The sequence below is a fragment of the Pseudoclavibacter helvolus genome (assembly GCF_014191305.1).
Lineage (GTDB): Bacteria > Actinomycetota > Actinomycetes > Actinomycetales > Microbacteriaceae > Pseudoclavibacter > Pseudoclavibacter helvolus.
In genome coordinates this window covers 437,650-453,606 of record NZ_JACHWJ010000001.1, presented here as the reverse complement: position 1 = coordinate 453,606, position 15,957 = coordinate 437,650, and the positions used below count along the sequence as shown (strand labels likewise).

Below are 15,957 nucleotides of genomic sequence, written 5' to 3'. Positions count from 1 at the left end.
CTCCTTCACTGGATGCGGTCCCGCGATAGTAGCGGACGCGGTCAGCCTGCCCCGAGTTGCCCTCCGCGTTCTCTAGGCTGACCTCATGCCCCGCACTCTGATCCTGCTCCGTCACGCTAAGGCCGAGCATCCGATGACTATCGATGATCGCCAGCGCTCGCTTGCTGATCGTGGCGTCCGCGAGGCCGCTGAAGCCGGTGACTGGCTGCGTGAGAATGCGCCGAAGGTCGACAAGGTGCTGTGCTCCCCCGCCGCGCGAACGCGGCAGACGCTGGAGACGGCCGAGATCCTGGCTCCCGCTGAGTTCCCGAGCGCGCTCTACATGGGCGGCGAGGACGACTACCTCGAGCAGGTCAAGGAGACCGATGCCGAAGTGCAGACGCTGCTCGTCATCGGGCACGAGCCGACGGTCTCCGGCACGGCAATCGCGTTGGCCGCGGACAAGGACTCCGAGCTGGCGCTCGAGATCCGCCACGGCTACCCAACTTCGGGAATCACGGTGCTGACGTTCCACGGCGAATGGGATGCGCTGCGCTGGAACTCCGCGAACATCACGGCGTTCCGCGCACCTCGCTAGACCCCCGCTACAGCGGCGCCGCTAGAAATCCGCAGCCAGGTCGCGCTGTGCATCCGCTGGCCGAAGTGCCATGCCGATGATCGGGAAGAGCAGCACGGAGAGCATCCCGGCCCCGACCAGCGATGAGGCGAGGGCAGGCTCGAGCACTTTCTCGTCGACGCCGATGGCCGTGACGGCGACGATGATGGGCAGCGCCGTCGAGCTCAGCAGCCCGAGGCTCGCCCGCTCGCGCACCGCGGCCCCTTGGACGCGACGAGCTGCGAGGGTACTCCCCTGATGAGCAGCAACAGTGCGAGGAACACTGGCAGCAGGATGAGCACCTGCGTGCTCCCGAGGAGCGCGTCGAGGTTGAACGTGACCCCCGTGTAGATGAAGAAGAGCGGCACGAGGAACCCGAACGCGATCGCTTCGATCTTGCTCTCGACCTGCTCCCGGTCTGATTCCGGGGCGCTGCGCATGATGATCTGCCACATGACGCCTGCTGCGAAGGCGCCGAGCAGGATGTCGAGGTCGAGCACAGCGCTGAGCCCGACGAGGCAGGCGAGCGTGAAGATGACAACCCGCACCGCGAACTGGCCGGACGTGTGGAGGCTCGCGCTGACGAGCCGGTGCAGGTGCCCGTGTTGCATGCGCACGGCGATGAGGATCGCGATGCCGGTGATGACGACGAAGAGCGCGAGCACCAGCGCCGAGATGCCGGGCGAGCGGGTGCCGAGGAAGACGGAGATCGCGACAAGCGGACCGAACTCGCCGACGGCCCCCATCGCCGTTGTCGCTTTGCCGAACGGGGAGCCGAGCTCGCCGGCGTCGCGGAGGATGGGGATGAGCGTTCCGAGGGCTGTGGAGCTCAGGGCGATGGCGATGATGACCGCCGCTTCGCCTGGCGCGATGAGGAACCCTGCTGCGAGCCCCATGGCGAGACTCACGACCCACGCCATCGACGCCCGGCCAAGCACGCCACCGCCGAGGCTGCAGAAGCGGATCTCGTTGCCTGCCACGAAGCGGTACTCAGCCTCGACGCGCATCCTCGACAAGCGAGCGAAGCAGCGCTTCGACAAGAATATGACCGTCGGCATCTTCGACCAGATCGCGCACGCGCCCTACGCGCCGGCCGCTCCCGTCGTGCCGTCCACACTGGTTCTCTCGTCGGAGGGCAAGGCCGTCGCCCCGGCGCCGATCCCCGCCGAGCTCAAGGCGTTGGGCTGGGATGTGCGGCACCTGCCTGAGGTCGGTCACCCGTTCTGGCTGCACGACGCCGATGCGACGTTCGGCGCGATCAGCGACGCGATCTGAGCGGTTGAGGGCGGATGCGGGCGGGCACTTCTCCCCCACGCGTTCGTCGCTCGCTCCCCTAGGCTGAGCGGCAAATCGATCAAGGGGTGCGCATGTTGTCCGTCGAATATCCGAGAGATGTCATCTTCACTGCGTCCTTGTTCGGCTTCGCGACGTTCGTCTGGGCGGGGTGGGCGCAGGAGCGCCCCAGGCACTGGGCGTGGCGCATCGTGTTCGGCGTGCTGGGCCTCGCGGGGGTCGCCCTCGTCGGCATCACCTTGCCAACCGCGATCAAGAACTGGTCGAGCGCGACGGCCCTCCAGGTCGATTCGGTGCCGTTCACGATCTACATCGCCATGGTGGCGGTCGAGGTTGTTGGCGGCGTCATCGCAGCGATCATCCTGCTGCGCCGCAAGAAGGGCGAGCTCATGGCGCCCGTCATGCTGCTCATCGTCGGGCTGCACTGGGTGCCCATGATCTGGGTGTTCGAGCAGCCGTTCCTCGCCCCGGTCTCGATCTGGGCGATTGCCGTCGCGATCGTCACGTTCTTCCTCCCGAGCGAGAAGCAGGCGCCGAGCTTCTGGTGCGGAATCCTGGGCGCACCGGTCTTCCTCGTCACGGGAGTCATCTTCGCGATCGTCGGACTCCACGAGTTCGCGAACATGCCCTGCGCTTGCTGACGAGGTCGTAAGCGACCAGTGACCGGCCGTTCACGAGGCGCATCCCTGCCCTCGGCGTGGGCATAGCATCGGCCCTCGTGGACTTCCTCCCGATCTTCGCGATGGCCGCGGTCTTCGCCGTCCTCGGCATCTGGCAGGCAGGTTGGCCGGCCTCGGCAGCGTCGATGGGCCAGCGGTGGATGTTCCGCGACCGCGAACCCAACTGGAGTGACGCCTACCTCGGCTACATCAGGTTCGGCGGGGTCGTCTGGTGCCTGCTGGCAATCGGCGCGACCGTGATGGCGTTCTCGTTCTCGTACCGGGCGACGCTCGCCGCGCGCTGCGAGCTGGAGCTCAAGCCCGACCTGGATGAGACTCGCAGCGCCGAGGGTTGGTCTGCGTCGGCCATGCAGGTGTTCGCGGACGAGCACGAGCTCACGTTGAAGACGGACACCACGAAGATCGACCTGCCGGAGCTGCCCGACTACGGCTCCATCTACGGACTCGACACGGAGGCGCCCGCGAAGCCGACGCCGCTGGTCACGACGACGTACACGTTCTCGACGATGGGAACGGCTGTGCTGGAGGCGTCGGTGCAGTCGGGCGGGTACGAGTCGTCGAAGCGCGACTTCGGACCAGACCCGGCTGTGTGCATGCCCTGAGTGGTGCATCCGGCGCCCCGTCTCGGCGGTATATCGCACAACTTGTTAACCTGGTGGTCAGCAGAGCGTCATACGTAACTCGACCAGACATACAGAACCAGGGAAAAACAGAACATGAGAATTGCGATCATCGGTGCGGGCCCGAGCGGCATGGCACAGCTTCGAGCGTTCGAGTCGGCGGCCGAGCAGGGGCGGGAGATCCCTGAGATCGTCTGCTTCGAGAAGCAGGCCGACTGGGGCGGGCAGTGGAACTACTCGTGGATGACGGGCCTCGACGAGCACGGCGAGCCGGTCCACTCGAGCATGTATCGCAACCTCTGGTCGAACGGACCGAAGGAGGCCCTCGAGTTCGCTGATTACAGCTTCGACGAGCATTTCGGTCGCCCTATCTCGTCCTATCCCCCGCGCCCCGCGCTGTGGGACTACATCTCGGGCCGCGTCGAGCGGGCGGGCGTCCGGAAGCACGTGCGCTTCAGCACCGTGGTGCGTTGGGTCGACTTCGACGAGGCGACGCAGCAGTTCACGCTCGTGAGCGAGGACCTTGAGTCGCGGAAGACGACGCGCGAGGTGTTCGACCGCATCATCGTCGGGTCCGGGCACTTCTCGTTCCCGAAGATGCCGACGTTTGAGGGCCTCGAGACTTTCCCCGGGCAGGTGAGCCACGCGCACGAGTTCCGCGGTGCGGAGAACCTGCGCGGCAAGGATGTGCTGGTCATCGGTTCGAGTTATTCGGCGGAGGACATCGGCAGCCAGGCCCACAAGATGGGCGCCCGCTCGGTGACGGCGAGCTACCGGACTGCGCCGATGGGCTACGACTGGCCCGTTGGCTTCGAGGAGCGCCCGCTGGTGACGAAGTTCGACGGGTCGACGGCACACTTCGCTGATGGCACGCAGAAGGACTTCGACGCGGTGGTGCTGTGCACGGGGTACCTGCACAAGTACCCGTTCCTGCCAAGCGAGCTGGCGCTCGACTCGCCAAACAACGTGTACCCGGAGGGCCTCTACAAGGGGGTCGTGTGGGAGCAGAACCCGCACCTCTTCTACCTGGGCGCGCAGGACCAGTGGTTCACGTTCAACATGTTCGACGCGCAAGCGTGGTTCGTGCGCGACGTCATCCTCGGCGACGTTGTGCTGCCCGGGGTGGATGCACGCCAGGCCGACATCGACGCGTGGCTCGATCGTTTCCGTGCGATCGGTGGGGCCGCGGATGAGATCCGCTTCCAGGCCGATTACACGCGCGACCTCATCAAGGCGACGGACTACCCCATGTTCGACCTGGACGAGGTTGTGGAGATCTTCCTCGAGTGGAAGCACGACAAGGCGGAGGACATCATGGGGTACCGCGACCGCGCGTACCGGTCCGTCATGACGGGCACGATCGCATCCACGCACCACACGAAGTGGATCGACGAGCTCGACGACAGCCTCGCGAGGTACCTGGCGCCGCTTCCGGCTGCCGAAGTTGCTTCCGATGCCGCTCCGGACCCTGCTGCGGACTCTGCTGGCGCGCCTGCGCTCTAGGCTGTCGGGATGAAGCTCAGCCGACATGACGCCGCGATCCGTCTCGACATCCCGCTCGAGATGGCGAAGCGGAACGGCCTGCCCCCGTATATCGCCGAGGAGGCGTTGGCGGAGCTGGATGCGAACCCGCCGGCTTGGCTGGCTCAGTCGCGGGCGAACCGTACGGGCAAGCGCCCGGTTTGGGCGACGCTGACGTGCGAGGTGTGCGGCACGGTCGAAAAGGTTCGGCCAAAGAAGTGGTGGCCCGAGTTCACGTATGTGTCATGCGACAACCACGATCTCCACGAGCTGCCGGAACCTGCCGCGGGAACGACTCGGGAGTTCTCGTACGGCATCGGAACTCGCTTCACGGGTGTCGTCGACTCATAGCAATATCTTGTTTTTCAGATAGGTGACTCCCATCTGAATATTCAGATACTCGAGTAGTATCTGAATATTCAGATAGGAGTTCATCATGGTCGCTCGTGCTCGGCTCAACGCTCCGGCCGATTTCGGTCTCGCGGTGCAGCAGGCGCGCCTCGAGGCCGGCCTCAGTCAGGCTGAGCTCGCCGAGCGCCTGCAGTTGTCGCAGAGTGCGGTGAGCGAGATCGAGAGCGGGAAGACGACGATCTATCTGCGGCGCCTCTTCGATCTGATGCACGAGTTGGACATCGAGTTGTCGGCGAGCTGGGAGCAGCGGGCCGACGAGTCCACGGGGCCGCGCTGATGCGCTTGGCGGTGGAGCTCTACGGCGTCGAGGTCGGACTGCTCGAGGGTGACGACTCTCGGTCCTTCGACTTTGTGGCATCCACGGCCGGTATCGCCGAGTTCGGAACAAACAGCAGCATCCTGGGGGTCGAGCTCCCGCTCGTCGCTCGCCAGACCCGGGCGAAGGCGGGCAGGCGTCGCAACTGGTTCGCGGAGCTTCTGCCGGAGGGCGATCAGTACGAGTACCTGCGCGCTCAGGCGGGACTTCGCCCCGGAGACATCCTGGGGTTTCTTGCTCGCTACGGGCGCGACGTGGCGGGTGCGGTGCAGCTCTGGGACGTCGACGATCCGACGGAGCCACGGACGCCCGGCACGAAGGCCGTCGACGACAGTCAGATTCGGGCACTCCTCGAGAACCCGCTGTCGGCTTCGCTCGGCAATCTCGCTGACGTGGGCAAGTCGTCGCTGGCGGGCGTGCAGCCCAAGATCGTACTTGCAGCGACGGAGTCCGCGACGAGTGGGACGCTCTGGAGCCAGGCATTCGGTGGCTTCCCGTCGACGCACATCCTGAAGCCGAGGCTGTCGGCGAACCCGACAGTGATCTTCGACGAGGAGTATGGTGCGCGCCTGGCGCGGCGGCTTGGGCTGGCGTCGTTCTCGACGACCGTTGCCGAGTTCGATGGCCTGCCGGCGCTTGTTGTCGAGAGGTTCGACCGGATCGATGGTAATCGGGTGCACCAGGAGGACTTCAGCCAGGTCCTCGGGGCGTCGGGCAGTCAGAAGTACCAGGAGCTGGGCGGCGTCACGAGCTTGAAGCGTGTCGCCCAGGCGTTGCGCGGTCAGTCGCGTTCGACAGATCTGATCCTGCTGGCACGGATGCTCGTGCTCGGTATCGCCGCCGGCAACCTGGACATGCACACCAAGAACCTTGGCTTGTTGCACCCTGTTGACGGTCGCACTCGATTGGCTCCCGCGTACGACGTGGTGCCGCAAGCGCATCAGGCTGGGGTGGATGGTCGACTCGCGTTGTCCGTGAACGGCCGCTACGAGCATCACCTGATCGAGCGTTCGGATGTCGTCTCGGAGATCATGTCGTGGGGACTGCGCGGCGCAGAGCGACTTGTCAACGAGACGCTCGACGAGGTTGTCGCCGCGGTCGCAACCGAGCAGCCGCTCGTGGGCGCGTACCCGAACTTGGCCGCGCAGATCCGGACTTTTGCGGAACGATTGCGCTCGGGGGAAGCAGCCGGGCGCCCTCTAGTAGTGGAGTAACGCCTGACGTTCGCGTGAGTTACGACTCGCTGATCGCCGGGCGCCACCCGCCGTCGACGGAGAGCAGGTGCAGCTCTCCGCCGATGGCGGCGTACTGCGTGAACTTGTTCGCCGACATGTCGTTCCAGATCGACCCGATGATGCGGTCTCCCGCGGTGTAGTTGGCGATCAGTTCCATGAGGAACTGGTCGTGCTGGATGAAGTCGTCGTGGAAGTCGGAGGCGAGCCAGAACCGCTCGGTGTCGGACGTCAGGCCAGCGGTCAGGCCGCAGGGAACCCAGGTGAACCAGTCACGCTCGGGAAGGAACTCGGCCCAGCGATAGTGCGGTGCGCCCGCCGCTAGGTTCGGCCCGCGGCCGGCAGCCGGGTCCTTCGAAACGATCGATTGCAGGTACTCCGTGACCCAGGCGGGCCGGTCTTTACGGAGTTGGGTCTGAATGGTCATCGAGATCGCGTAGCTCACGCGACCACCCTACGGACCGGGCTTCGGTTCGTCCTTCGCTGACTTCCAGAGCAGGTGCCGGTCGCTCGTTGCCCGCCGGACCACGGCTTCCGGGACTGGGATCTTTCCCTCGAAACCACTGAACGGTGTTCATGGCACGCGGTGCAGTGGCTTCGAGAGGTCCCGTTCACCTCAGCCTCGCGTGTTGGCCTTCCGGCTCAGGTGCTCGAGGTTCCGGTCGCGGAGCCTGCCGTCGCCGCGCGGCCCTTCGTCGCGGAAGGCGCGACGCTCGAGCTTTCGGGCGACGCAGGTTGCGCATCCACTCGGGGTGTCCCCCGCCTTGGTCAGCCAGTACCCGACTGCGCTGGCGAAGTCGCCGTTCTCGTAGGCCTCTGGGATCGCCTTCCAGTCGGCCGGCCGCAGGTGGCCTGCCCGGTAGCCGACCCTGCCCTGCTCGAACCCGGCACGCTTGAGTGCTTTCTTCGGAGAAGGGGTTTCCAGATCCTTCTCGTGAGCGTCGAGTTGGAGCCGCGCCCTGCTCTGCGCCGTGACGTTGAGCCGCAGGAACAGCATGGGTGAGTAGCCGAGCTGGTGCCATCGCCCCGCGAACTCCTGCCAGTCGGGTTTGGTGTCGAGCTGGCCCTTGCGGAACGTGCCGGAGAGGAACGCCATGGCGAAGGTCGGGGTGGCGTGCGAGTGCGGGGGCCAGCGCAGCACGGCGAGCAGCCAGTCGCGGCGCAGCTCGTGGGGCAGGTCTCGGAACGCGGCGAGGGCGTCCTGGTCAAGCTCGGCATCCCAGTCGCGCTTCGCTTGAATCAGGTAGATGCCGCTCTGATTGCGGGTGGTGTCTCTAGTAGGGGTTGATGCTTCGGGCATGGTGCGCTCCTCACGGGGACGCCACGCGGCCAGCGGATGCGCGGCGCGGGTCAACCGCGCTCAGCACCGCTTGGTGCGTGAACTGACTTGCCGCACACCGGACGGTGTCGACCCGTTCTTCCCCTGGGGCACCCCACTCAGGTGGAGGGTTGCCGTGCAGCTAGCCAGGTACTTGACGCTGCAACTCGTGAACGTGGGATGGAGATTAGCACGAAGGAAGAGATGTGACGCCGCTAGGCAGTCGCCGAATAGTTTGCGCGCAGTCCGTCGACACGGACATTCCCCTCGTCCCCGGGGAGGTTTATCGACTCCATTTTGCGGTTCTAGGCTCAGAGAATCCCTCGAAATCAGGAGACCGAATGTCGTTCTACCCTGCCCCCGTGCAGCCGCCGCAATCAACCTGGCGTTCTCGCATGACCACGTTCTCCTGGATCGTGGCAGGCGTCATGGTCGTGCTCCTCCTCATCGCGGCAACAAATGGAGGCATCGGGACATTTCTCGCGCTTGCAGGGCTGATCGGATTTTTGACCGGACTCTACGTCCTGATCACGCGTAGGAGCAGCTGGGCGGGTCTACCGCGCTCGCGCAAGCTGGGTGCGATCGTCCTTGGGGCAGGCCTCGTCGTCAGCATTGTTGGCAGCTCCATCGGTGGAGCTCAAGCTTCTCGTGAAACTCCAGTTGCCGCACCTGCTCCGACCGTTACGGTGACTTCTACCGTTCAGGCACCCACAGAGACCGTGTTCGTCACTGTCACCGCCGAGCCGGTCGCTGCTCCCGTTGCCGAAGCAGTCCCTGTTGCCGATCCAGTTCCCGTGGCGGACCCGGAGGTGGATGCGGCGCAGAATGCCCCAGCTCCGCTTTATGCAGCACCAGAACCTGAGCCCGTGGCTCCTGCACCGGCTCCCCAGCAGAGCGCTTACTTCGCGAACTGCACCGAGGCCAGAGCCGCAGGAGCTGCCCCTGTGTACATCGGCGATCCCGGGTATGCCTCACATCTTGACCGCGATGGCGACGGCGTCGGCTGCGAAAACTGAGGCAGAAACGCCTGCTCGCTAGCCCCCGCGAACTCGAATCTTCCTCGCACCATAGACTCGTCGCTACGCACGAGCTGTAGGAGAGAATCCCAAAGTGAAGAGAATAGATGTCGTCGGCGCTGTCATACTCAGGGACGGTCGAGTGCTCTGCGCTCAGCGGGCTCACGGCGGTGCCCTTGGCGGCATGTGGGAGTTTCCGGGAGGCAAAGTCGATGCCGGTGAGACACGTGAGGCCGCGCTCGTCCGAGAAATCGTCGAGGAACTTGCCTGCGATGTCAAGGTAGGCGAGCTCGTAGTCACAACCGTTCACGCCTACGATTTTGCCGAGATCACCCTAACGACGTACTACTGCGATCTGTTGGGCAGCGAGCCACGGCTTCTCGAGCACGCAGACAGCAAATGGCTATTCCCCGAGGAACTCCAGGAATTGGATTGGGCGCCTGCCGACATTCCAGCTGTCGAGAAAATCGCAGAACAGCTAGGACCTCGTGGTTGATTACGTCGACCCGCCCGGACCTTTCGAACTTGATCTCCGCTTCGGATATCTCGACAAGCATCTGACTTCTCCGCGAGTCCGCTCGCCGCGCATTGTCTGGAACGCACACGAAAACACGATGCTGAGAGTCCTCAAGCATCACCTCTCTGAGAGCGACGATTTCACGTTCAGCGTCGCCTTTGTAACGGCGCGAGCAATAGCCATGTTGAAGCAAGCCTTCGTGGACTTTCGTGGGCGAGGTCTCATTGTCACTTCCGACTATCTTAGCTTCAACGCTCCGGACGCATTTCAGGAGCTGCTGGGACTAAGAGATCTCGGCGTAGAAACACGCATTCACGGCTCATCGGCATTTCATCCCAAGGGGTACATTTTTCAACGCGACGACCATGTCACGTCCATCTTCGGTAGCTCCAACCTGACCGAGAAGGCTCTGGTCTCGAACCACGAGTGGAACCTGCAGGTTTCCGCCAATCGCGGCAGCAATCTTGCTGAGCAGCTCGACACCCTGGTTACAGAAGAGGTTCAACTGTCGGAGCCCCTCACGCAGGCTTGGATTGACGAGTACACGGTCGGCTATCAGAGACAAAAGTCCTTCGAGGTTTTGGCCCGAAAGCTCGCAGCTGCCGATCGGCGAAACACCCCTACCGACACGGGCCGCGATACGCCCGCCGCCACGGTCGCTCCCAACTCGATGCAACTCGAGGCCCTTGAGGCGCTGCGGGACTTGCGGCTGAGCGGGCAGACCAAGGGGCTCATTGTCTCCGCAACGGGCACTGGGAAGACCATTCTTGCGGCCCTTGACGTGCGCGCCGTAGAACCAGAGACGATGCTCTTCGTGGCACACCGCGAGCAGATCATCGACAAGGCGATGACTGAGTTCCAGCGCGTTCTCGGTGAACCAGGTCACGAGTTCGGCAAGCTCTCCGGGACAAGCAAAGACCGCTCAACGAAGTACCTTTTCGCCACTGTTCAAACACTGTCGCGACCCGACATGCTCAGGTGGTTTACTCCTGAGGCTTTCGACTACATCATCCTGGACGAAGCGCATCGCAGCGGGGCTCGGTCGTTTGAGCGAGTTCTTGAACAATTCCGCCCCAAGTTCCTCCTGGGAATGTCAGCCACTCCCGAACGAACTGACGGCTATGACATTTTCAAGCACTTCGACTACAACGTACCCTACGAAATTCGCCTCAAGCAAGCGTTGGATGCTGACATCTTGACCCCGTTCCACTACTACGGAATTGCTGACGTCACGCTCGAAGACGGCACGATCGTCAGCGATCAGACCGACGTCAAGAACCTCGTGTCTTCGCTCCGGGTCGAGCACATCGTGAAAACTATCGAAACCTACGGCCAGAAGGCCGAACCACCGCGTGGCCTGATCTTCTGCAGCAGTAAGGCCGAGGCGCACGAACTATCCGACCGACTGAACTCCCGCAATGTGCACGGAGAGCTCTTGCGCACGCGCGCGCTTACGGGAGAGGATTCGGTGGCAACGCGCGAACTTGCTGTCGCAGCTCTCGAACGCGGTGAGCTCAATTACCTACTCAGCGTAGACATTTTTAACGAGGGTATCGACATCCCCACGATCAACCAGGTCGTGATGCTCCGTCAAACCCAGTCCAACATCGTGTTCATTCAACAGCTGGGTCGCGGCTTGCGTAAGGCGCCCGGCAAGGAATACGTCGTCGTCCTGGACTTCATCGGGAACTACCAGAACAACTTCATGATCCCGATTGCACTCCTCGGAGATGAGAGCCTAAATAAAGAGTCGCTGAGACTCAATCTTTCGAGAGCAACCGAAGCCGATACGCTTCCTGGTCTCTCCAGTGTGAGCTTCGATCGCATCGCACTGGAGCGGGTACTCCGATCTATCTCGGAAACAAAGCTCAACGGGGCCCGACTCATTCGACGCGCGTTCGAAGACCTCAAAGCTCGCCTCGGCCACCCACCTCGACTCACTGATTTCCTGCGCTTCGAGTCCACGGATCCCTACGAGATCATCGCGAGCTACCAGAACTATGAAAACTTCGTGAGCAAGATGCTCCGACAGCCAAGCCCGATGAGCCAGGCGGGCATTGACTTCTTGACGTACGCCTCGATCGAGGCCTTCTCAAGCCGGCGACCCCACGATGTTCTAGTCATAGATTCGTTGCTGCGACAAGGAGCCGCGTCGCGCGAGCAGCTCACCCGGCGCATCGCGGAGATCGTGCCGACCACGGCAGAAGACATCGAAAGTGTCATCCGGAACCTAGATCTGAGCTTTCACACGGAACCGGATCGAGAGAAATACAAGCAGGCGATCTTGGTCGTGGACGCCAGCAGAATTGTGGACCTCAATCCCGCATTTCGTGAACTGTACACAGCGGACGAATCTTTCCGCCTGGACGTAGATGACCTGCTCCAGGCCGGGATCACCGTGAACCTCGCCCGTTACGCGAAGGGTACTCCGATGGTGCCCGGCAAGCAGTACACACGCAAAGACGCATGCCGACTCTTCGGCTGGACGAAAAATGCCTCGTCAACGCTGTATGGGTACCGAGCAAACTACACCCAGGGAGTCTGCCCCATCTTTGTGACCTACCACAAATCCGGAGAGATCTCCGCCAGCACGGCCTATGGGGACCAGTTTGTTGATCAAGCAACAATGCTTTGGTACACCCGCAGCAATCGCACTCTCGACCGACGTGAAGAGAATGCTATAGCAACTAACCAGGTGCGGCCGGAGGTTTTCGTCAAGCGAGATGACACTGACGGTGGTGATTTTTACTATCTGGGGCGTGCAACCGCAGCAGACGCCAACGACTCGCAAATGGTTGACAGTGACGGCAACGAAATTCCGGTGGTCACGATGCACCTAGAACTCGAAACCCCTGTAGCTGCCAGCCTCTACGAGTACCTGTCAGGCACACACGCGGACTGAAGGTGCCACGTTTCTTGTAACCCGTACCCGGGTACCGGCCTTCACCATCCACCGAGTGACGCCCCCGCATCCACTCCCCCACTAGCGTCGTCCTCGACGAAAGGCGTGACGCTCATGGACATCACGATCGACCAGTTGGTTCGACAGCTGCGGGAGGCACGAGACCCCGCGCCAAGGCCACTTACCCGGCTCGAGTGGATTCTGCTCTCCATCGCCACCGCCGTGCTCTTTGCCGTGTCCGCGTCGATCCTCGGTGCCGTGTACGGCGTGCACGTCGGATTCGCGCTCGGAATCTCGGCCCTCAGCACTGCGGGCCTGCTCCTCGCGCCGGTACGACCGCGCCTCGCGATCCTCCTGCACTTCGCCGGCACAGCGCTCTTCCCGTTCCCCTACGCAATGTATGCCGAGGCCTGGCCGCTCCCGGTGCCCCAGCTCATCTCCCTCAGCATGCTCCTCGCCATCATCGCGCTCCGCGAGACACTGACGCTCACGATCACCGCATGGCTCCTTAACCTCGCCGCCCCTGCCCTCGCCCTCATTCTCTTGGGGTTCGCTGCCCTGCAAGACGGCGGCAACGTGTCCCAGGAGTCCGCGAGCCTCATCGCCATCACCATCTACACGGGACTCATCGTGGCCGCCGGCTACAACCTCAGCCGCCGCAACTGGACGAAACTCGAACTCGTACAGGCGAAACGCACCGCCGAAGTGGAACACGAGCGCCGCATGGGGGCCGAAGAGCGCTCGCGCATCGCCCGGGAAATGCACGACGTCGTCGCCCACAGCATGAGCATCGTGCACATGCAGGCCAGCTCCGCACCGTTCCGACTCTCAGGGCTCAACGACGACGCCAAAGCCGAGTTCGAATCCATCGCAGGCTCAGCCCGCCGGGCCCTCCGCGAGATGCGCACCCTCCTCGGCGTCCTCCGCCTCGACGAGGACACCGAGCTCGCCCCACAGCCGCAGCTCACCGACCTCGAAGCACTCGTCGAAGGCAGCAGAAACGGCGGTATCGAAGCCGCACTCCACCTCGACACCGACCGCGACCCCAGCACGCTCCCCGACACCGTGCAACTCACCGCCTACCGCGTCGTCCAAGAAGCGCTCAGCAACGTCATCCGCCACGCGCCCGGCGCCCACGCAGAAGTGTCCGTGATGCTCCTCGGCCCCGAGCTCACCGTGCGGGTCACCAACACGGCACCACGCGCATCCACTGACCCCACAGGTGAAGCCGAAACGCAGTCGACCAGCGCGGGCTCGCCCCTCACCCCCGGCGGCATGGGCATACTCGGGATGCGCGAACGCGTCACGACCCTCGGCGGGCACCTCACCGCGAGGCCACAATCGTTCGGCGGCTACGTCGTCGAGGCCCGCCTCCCCGCGGCCGAACTTGAACAGACCGCACGACCAGCGCAGCAAGCGCCGGAACCGGAGAACGCATGACCCGCATCCTGATCGTCGACGACCAGCCCATGTACCGCATCGGGCTCGCCGCGATCCTCGGCGCGCAGGACGACCTCACGATCGTCGGCGAAGCCGGCGACGGTCAGGAGGCCATCGCTCGAGCCCGCAGCCTCCAACCCGACGTTGTCCTCATGGACGTGCGCATGCCGAACCTCAACGGCATCGAAGCGACCCGCGCGATCGCGGCCGCCGCCAACGACGGCGGGCACCCCACCCGAGTTGTCATGCTCACGACGTTCGACATCGACGACTACGTCTTCGACGCCCTCCGCGCGGGCGCCAGCGGATTCCTGCTCAAGGACGCGACGCCCCACGAACTCGTGGCTGCGGTGCGCACGGTCGCGGGCGGCGACGCACTCCTCGCGCCGAAGGTGACCCGCACCCTCATCGAGGCGTTCGCGCAGGCGCCCGCCAAGCGCAGCGTCTCCCCCACCCGCTTCAACGACCTCACCGAGCGCGAACGTGAGGTCTTCGAACTCGTCGCGAAAGGCCACTCCAACTCGGAGATCTCGAAGGCCCTCTTCATCGCCGAGCAGACCACGAAGTCGCACGTGAGCCGCATCATGGCGAAGCTGCACCTCCGCGACCGCGTGCACGCCGTCGTCCTCGGCTACGAATCCGGGCTCATCACGCCCGGCGAGACCCAACAGCAGTAGCCCGCTCGAGGGGCCGTACCAGGAACTCACCCTCTCGTACGGTTTACCGCAGCCCGCGGAGTGATGCCCCGCCCGCAAGCCGCTTTCTACGGTTCGGATGTCCGAGCCAGTAGAGAGAAGGCAGCCCCGTGACCCAGCTCACCCTCCCGCGCAGCGCAGCATCCCCAGAGCCCGACGACCGCAGCCCGTGGCGCGGATCGCAGCGCGACGCAGCCGTCGACCTCGTCCGCGCGGTCTGCCTCACGATCGTGCTGGTGCTCCACATCTCGATGGCCGGGGTCTCCGTGGTCGGCGGCGACATCAGCATCACGAACGCCGTCGAAAACGAAGGCTGGTTCGCTCCCCTCACCTGGCTACTGCAGGTCATGCCGCTCTTCTTCATGATCGGCGGCTTCGCGGCCCGAGCTCAGTGGATGCGCCTGCGGGCACGCGGGGGCACGTCGCGCGACTTCATCGCCACCAGAACGCGGCGCCTCCTGGTGCCTTCGCTCGCATTCACGGCGATCGTCACCGCGGTGCTGACCCTCGCCGCGCTGTCTGGCGTCGACGCGGCGCTCCTCGCCGAAGCGTCCCTCCGCATGACGCAACCGCTCTGGTTCCTCGCCGTGTACCTCGGCGTGACCGCCCTCGTTCCCCTCATGCTCCGTGCCCACGCGGCCGCGCCCCACGCCACACTCGTCGCGCTCGTCTCCGGGGCCATCCTCGTCGACGCCTTCCGTGCCCTGACCGGAGTGGATGCGGTTGGCGTCGTCAACTACGCCTTCGTCTGGCTCGCAATCCAGCAGCTCGGGTTCTTCTTCGCGGACTGGAAGGAGCGAGGCTCGGTCGTAGCCCCGCGCTCGCGTCGCCTGCCCATCGCCCTCGTCCTCGGCGGTGTGCTGACACTTGCTCTCCTCGTCACGGTTGCCGGCTACTCCCCCGAGCTACTCCTTGACAACAACAACCCGGCGAGCATTGCCCTCATCTTGCTCGGAACAGCGCAGCTCGGCGCGCTCATGCTGGCGCACCCCTGGTTGACGCGCGTCGCTTCCGGTGCGCGCGGCTTCGCGTTCTCGCGCTTCGTCAACGCCCACTCCATGTGCCTCTACCTGTGGCACATGCCGGTCCTCGTCCTCGTCACGGCCGTGCTCCTCGTCGCCGGAGCGTGGTGTCCAGAACCCCTCAGCCTGGCTTGGTTCGCGACACGACCGCTCATGATCGCCGTCGTCCTCGCCGCGACCGCAATGCTCATGCCCTTGCCACACGGATGGAAGCGCCGACCGAGCGCCTCGTGGAAGTCGCGGTCACGCACATCCATGGACTACGTCCCAGCGCACCGACAGCAGTCTGGCTGGGTATCGCGAGTGTTGTCACGCTGCTCCTCTTCGGCTTCTGGCCGGCGTGGGCCGGGATGCTGGCTTGCGCGCTCATGGTGCTGAG

18 protein-coding genes and 1 riboswitch are annotated in these 15,957 nt (G+C 64.2%); of the genes, 14 read left to right on the top strand and 4 right to left on the bottom strand.

What is annotated here, in order from left to right:
• Window positions 1-85 precede the first annotated feature (85 nt).
• Window positions 86-577 (top strand): SixA phosphatase family protein, encoded by a 492-nt coding sequence (locus tag FHX72_RS02075; RefSeq protein WP_183622748.1) that lies wholly within the window; start codon window positions 86-88, stop codon window positions 575-577.
• Window positions 578-598: 21 nt separating this feature from the next.
• Here the strand turns inward: FHX72_RS02075 and FHX72_RS18745 are convergent, their stop codons facing one another.
• Together FHX72_RS18745 and FHX72_RS02070 are read right to left on the bottom strand one after the other, a co-directional pair.
• Window positions 599-811, bottom strand: a complete 213-nt coding sequence (locus FHX72_RS18745) for a hypothetical protein (RefSeq protein WP_244963959.1) — start codon at window positions 809-811, stop codon at window positions 599-601.
• Window positions 781-1,575, bottom strand: coding sequence for a cation:proton antiporter (locus FHX72_RS02070; RefSeq protein ID WP_338110014.1), 795 nt, complete (start codon window positions 1,573-1,575; stop codon window positions 781-783). The genes FHX72_RS18745 and FHX72_RS02070 overlap by 31 nt, the downstream gene beginning before the upstream one ends.
• On the opposite strand from FHX72_RS02070, the gene FHX72_RS02065 reads away from it, so the two are divergent.
• From FHX72_RS02065 to FHX72_RS02035, 7 genes are all read left to right on the top strand, one after another.
• A complete protein-coding gene (locus FHX72_RS02065; protein WP_183624055.1) occupies window positions 1,565-1,870 on the top strand; it encodes a hypothetical protein in 306 nt (101 codons plus the stop codon). The two genes, FHX72_RS02070 and FHX72_RS02065, sit on opposite strands and share 11 nt — an antisense overlap.
• Window positions 1,871-1,962: 92 nt before the next feature.
• Window positions 1,963-2,529: a hypothetical protein gene (locus FHX72_RS02060; RefSeq protein ID WP_156475856.1), complete on the top strand. Its 567-nt coding sequence runs from the start codon at window positions 1,963-1,965 to the stop codon at window positions 2,527-2,529.
• 77 nt (window positions 2,530-2,606) lie between these two features.
• Window positions 2,607-3,170 (top strand): DUF6199 family natural product biosynthesis protein, encoded by a 564-nt coding sequence (locus FHX72_RS02055; RefSeq protein WP_183622746.1) that lies wholly within the window; start codon window positions 2,607-2,609, stop codon window positions 3,168-3,170.
• A gap of 114 nt (window positions 3,171-3,284) precedes the next feature.
• Complete coding sequence (locus tag FHX72_RS02050; protein WP_183622744.1) at window positions 3,285-4,691, top strand: NAD(P)-binding domain-containing protein; 1,407 nt, start codon at window positions 3,285-3,287, stop codon at window positions 4,689-4,691.
• 9 nt (window positions 4,692-4,700) lie between these two features.
• A complete protein-coding gene (locus FHX72_RS02045) occupies window positions 4,701-5,060 on the top strand; it encodes a hypothetical protein (protein WP_183622742.1) in 360 nt (119 codons plus the stop codon).
• A gap of 85 nt (window positions 5,061-5,145) precedes the next feature.
• Entirely contained in the window at window positions 5,146-5,397 is a 252-nt protein-coding gene (locus tag FHX72_RS02040; protein ID WP_068495068.1) for a helix-turn-helix domain-containing protein, read from the top strand.
• Complete coding sequence (locus FHX72_RS02035; protein WP_183622740.1) at window positions 5,397-6,650, top strand: type II toxin-antitoxin system HipA family toxin; 1,254 nt, start codon at window positions 5,397-5,399, stop codon at window positions 6,648-6,650. The genes FHX72_RS02040 and FHX72_RS02035 overlap by 1 nt, the downstream gene beginning before the upstream one ends.
• A 19-nt stretch (window positions 6,651-6,669) precedes the next feature.
• Here FHX72_RS02035 and FHX72_RS02030 read toward each other — a convergent pair whose 3' ends face one another.
• Together FHX72_RS02030 and FHX72_RS02025 are read right to left on the bottom strand one after the other, a co-directional pair.
• Complete coding sequence (locus FHX72_RS02030; protein ID WP_183622738.1) at window positions 6,670-7,095, bottom strand: hypothetical protein; 426 nt, start codon at window positions 7,093-7,095, stop codon at window positions 6,670-6,672.
• A gap of 189 nt (window positions 7,096-7,284) precedes the next feature.
• A complete protein-coding gene (locus tag FHX72_RS02025; RefSeq protein ID WP_183622736.1) occupies window positions 7,285-7,968 on the bottom strand; it encodes a hypothetical protein in 684 nt (227 codons plus the stop codon).
• Between the two features lie 78 nt (window positions 7,969-8,046).
• Window positions 8,047-8,161, bottom strand: a riboswitch (SAM riboswitch).
• A gap of 220 nt (window positions 8,162-8,381) precedes the next feature.
• Between FHX72_RS02025 and FHX72_RS18740 the strand changes: the two genes are divergently transcribed.
• From FHX72_RS18740 to FHX72_RS01995, 6 genes are all read left to right on the top strand, one after another.
• Complete coding sequence (locus FHX72_RS18740; RefSeq protein WP_183622734.1) at window positions 8,382-9,002, top strand: excalibur calcium-binding domain-containing protein; 621 nt, start codon at window positions 8,382-8,384, stop codon at window positions 9,000-9,002.
• 94 nt (window positions 9,003-9,096) lie between these two features.
• Window positions 9,097-9,498, top strand: a complete 402-nt coding sequence (locus tag FHX72_RS02015; RefSeq protein ID WP_183622732.1) for an NUDIX domain-containing protein — start codon at window positions 9,097-9,099, stop codon at window positions 9,496-9,498.
• Window positions 9,491-12,421, top strand: coding sequence for a DUF3427 domain-containing protein (locus FHX72_RS02010; RefSeq protein WP_183622730.1), 2,931 nt, complete (start codon window positions 9,491-9,493; stop codon window positions 12,419-12,421). Before FHX72_RS02015 ends, FHX72_RS02010 begins: the two co-directional genes overlap by 8 nt.
• A gap of 114 nt (window positions 12,422-12,535) precedes the next feature.
• The gene (locus FHX72_RS02005; protein ID WP_183622728.1) at window positions 12,536-13,861 is read left to right on the top strand and encodes a sensor histidine kinase; all 1,326 of its coding nucleotides are present in this window, start codon (window positions 12,536-12,538) and stop codon (window positions 13,859-13,861) included.
• The gene (locus tag FHX72_RS02000; RefSeq protein ID WP_183622726.1) at window positions 13,858-14,538 is read left to right on the top strand and encodes a response regulator; all 681 of its coding nucleotides are present in this window, start codon (window positions 13,858-13,860) and stop codon (window positions 14,536-14,538) included. Before FHX72_RS02005 ends, FHX72_RS02000 begins: the two co-directional genes overlap by 4 nt.
• Window positions 14,539-14,666: 128 nt before the next feature.
• A complete protein-coding gene (locus FHX72_RS01995) occupies window positions 14,667-15,956 on the top strand; it encodes an acyltransferase family protein (RefSeq protein ID WP_183622724.1) in 1,290 nt (429 codons plus the stop codon).
• The last annotated feature ends 1 nt before the right edge of the window (window position 15,957 follow it).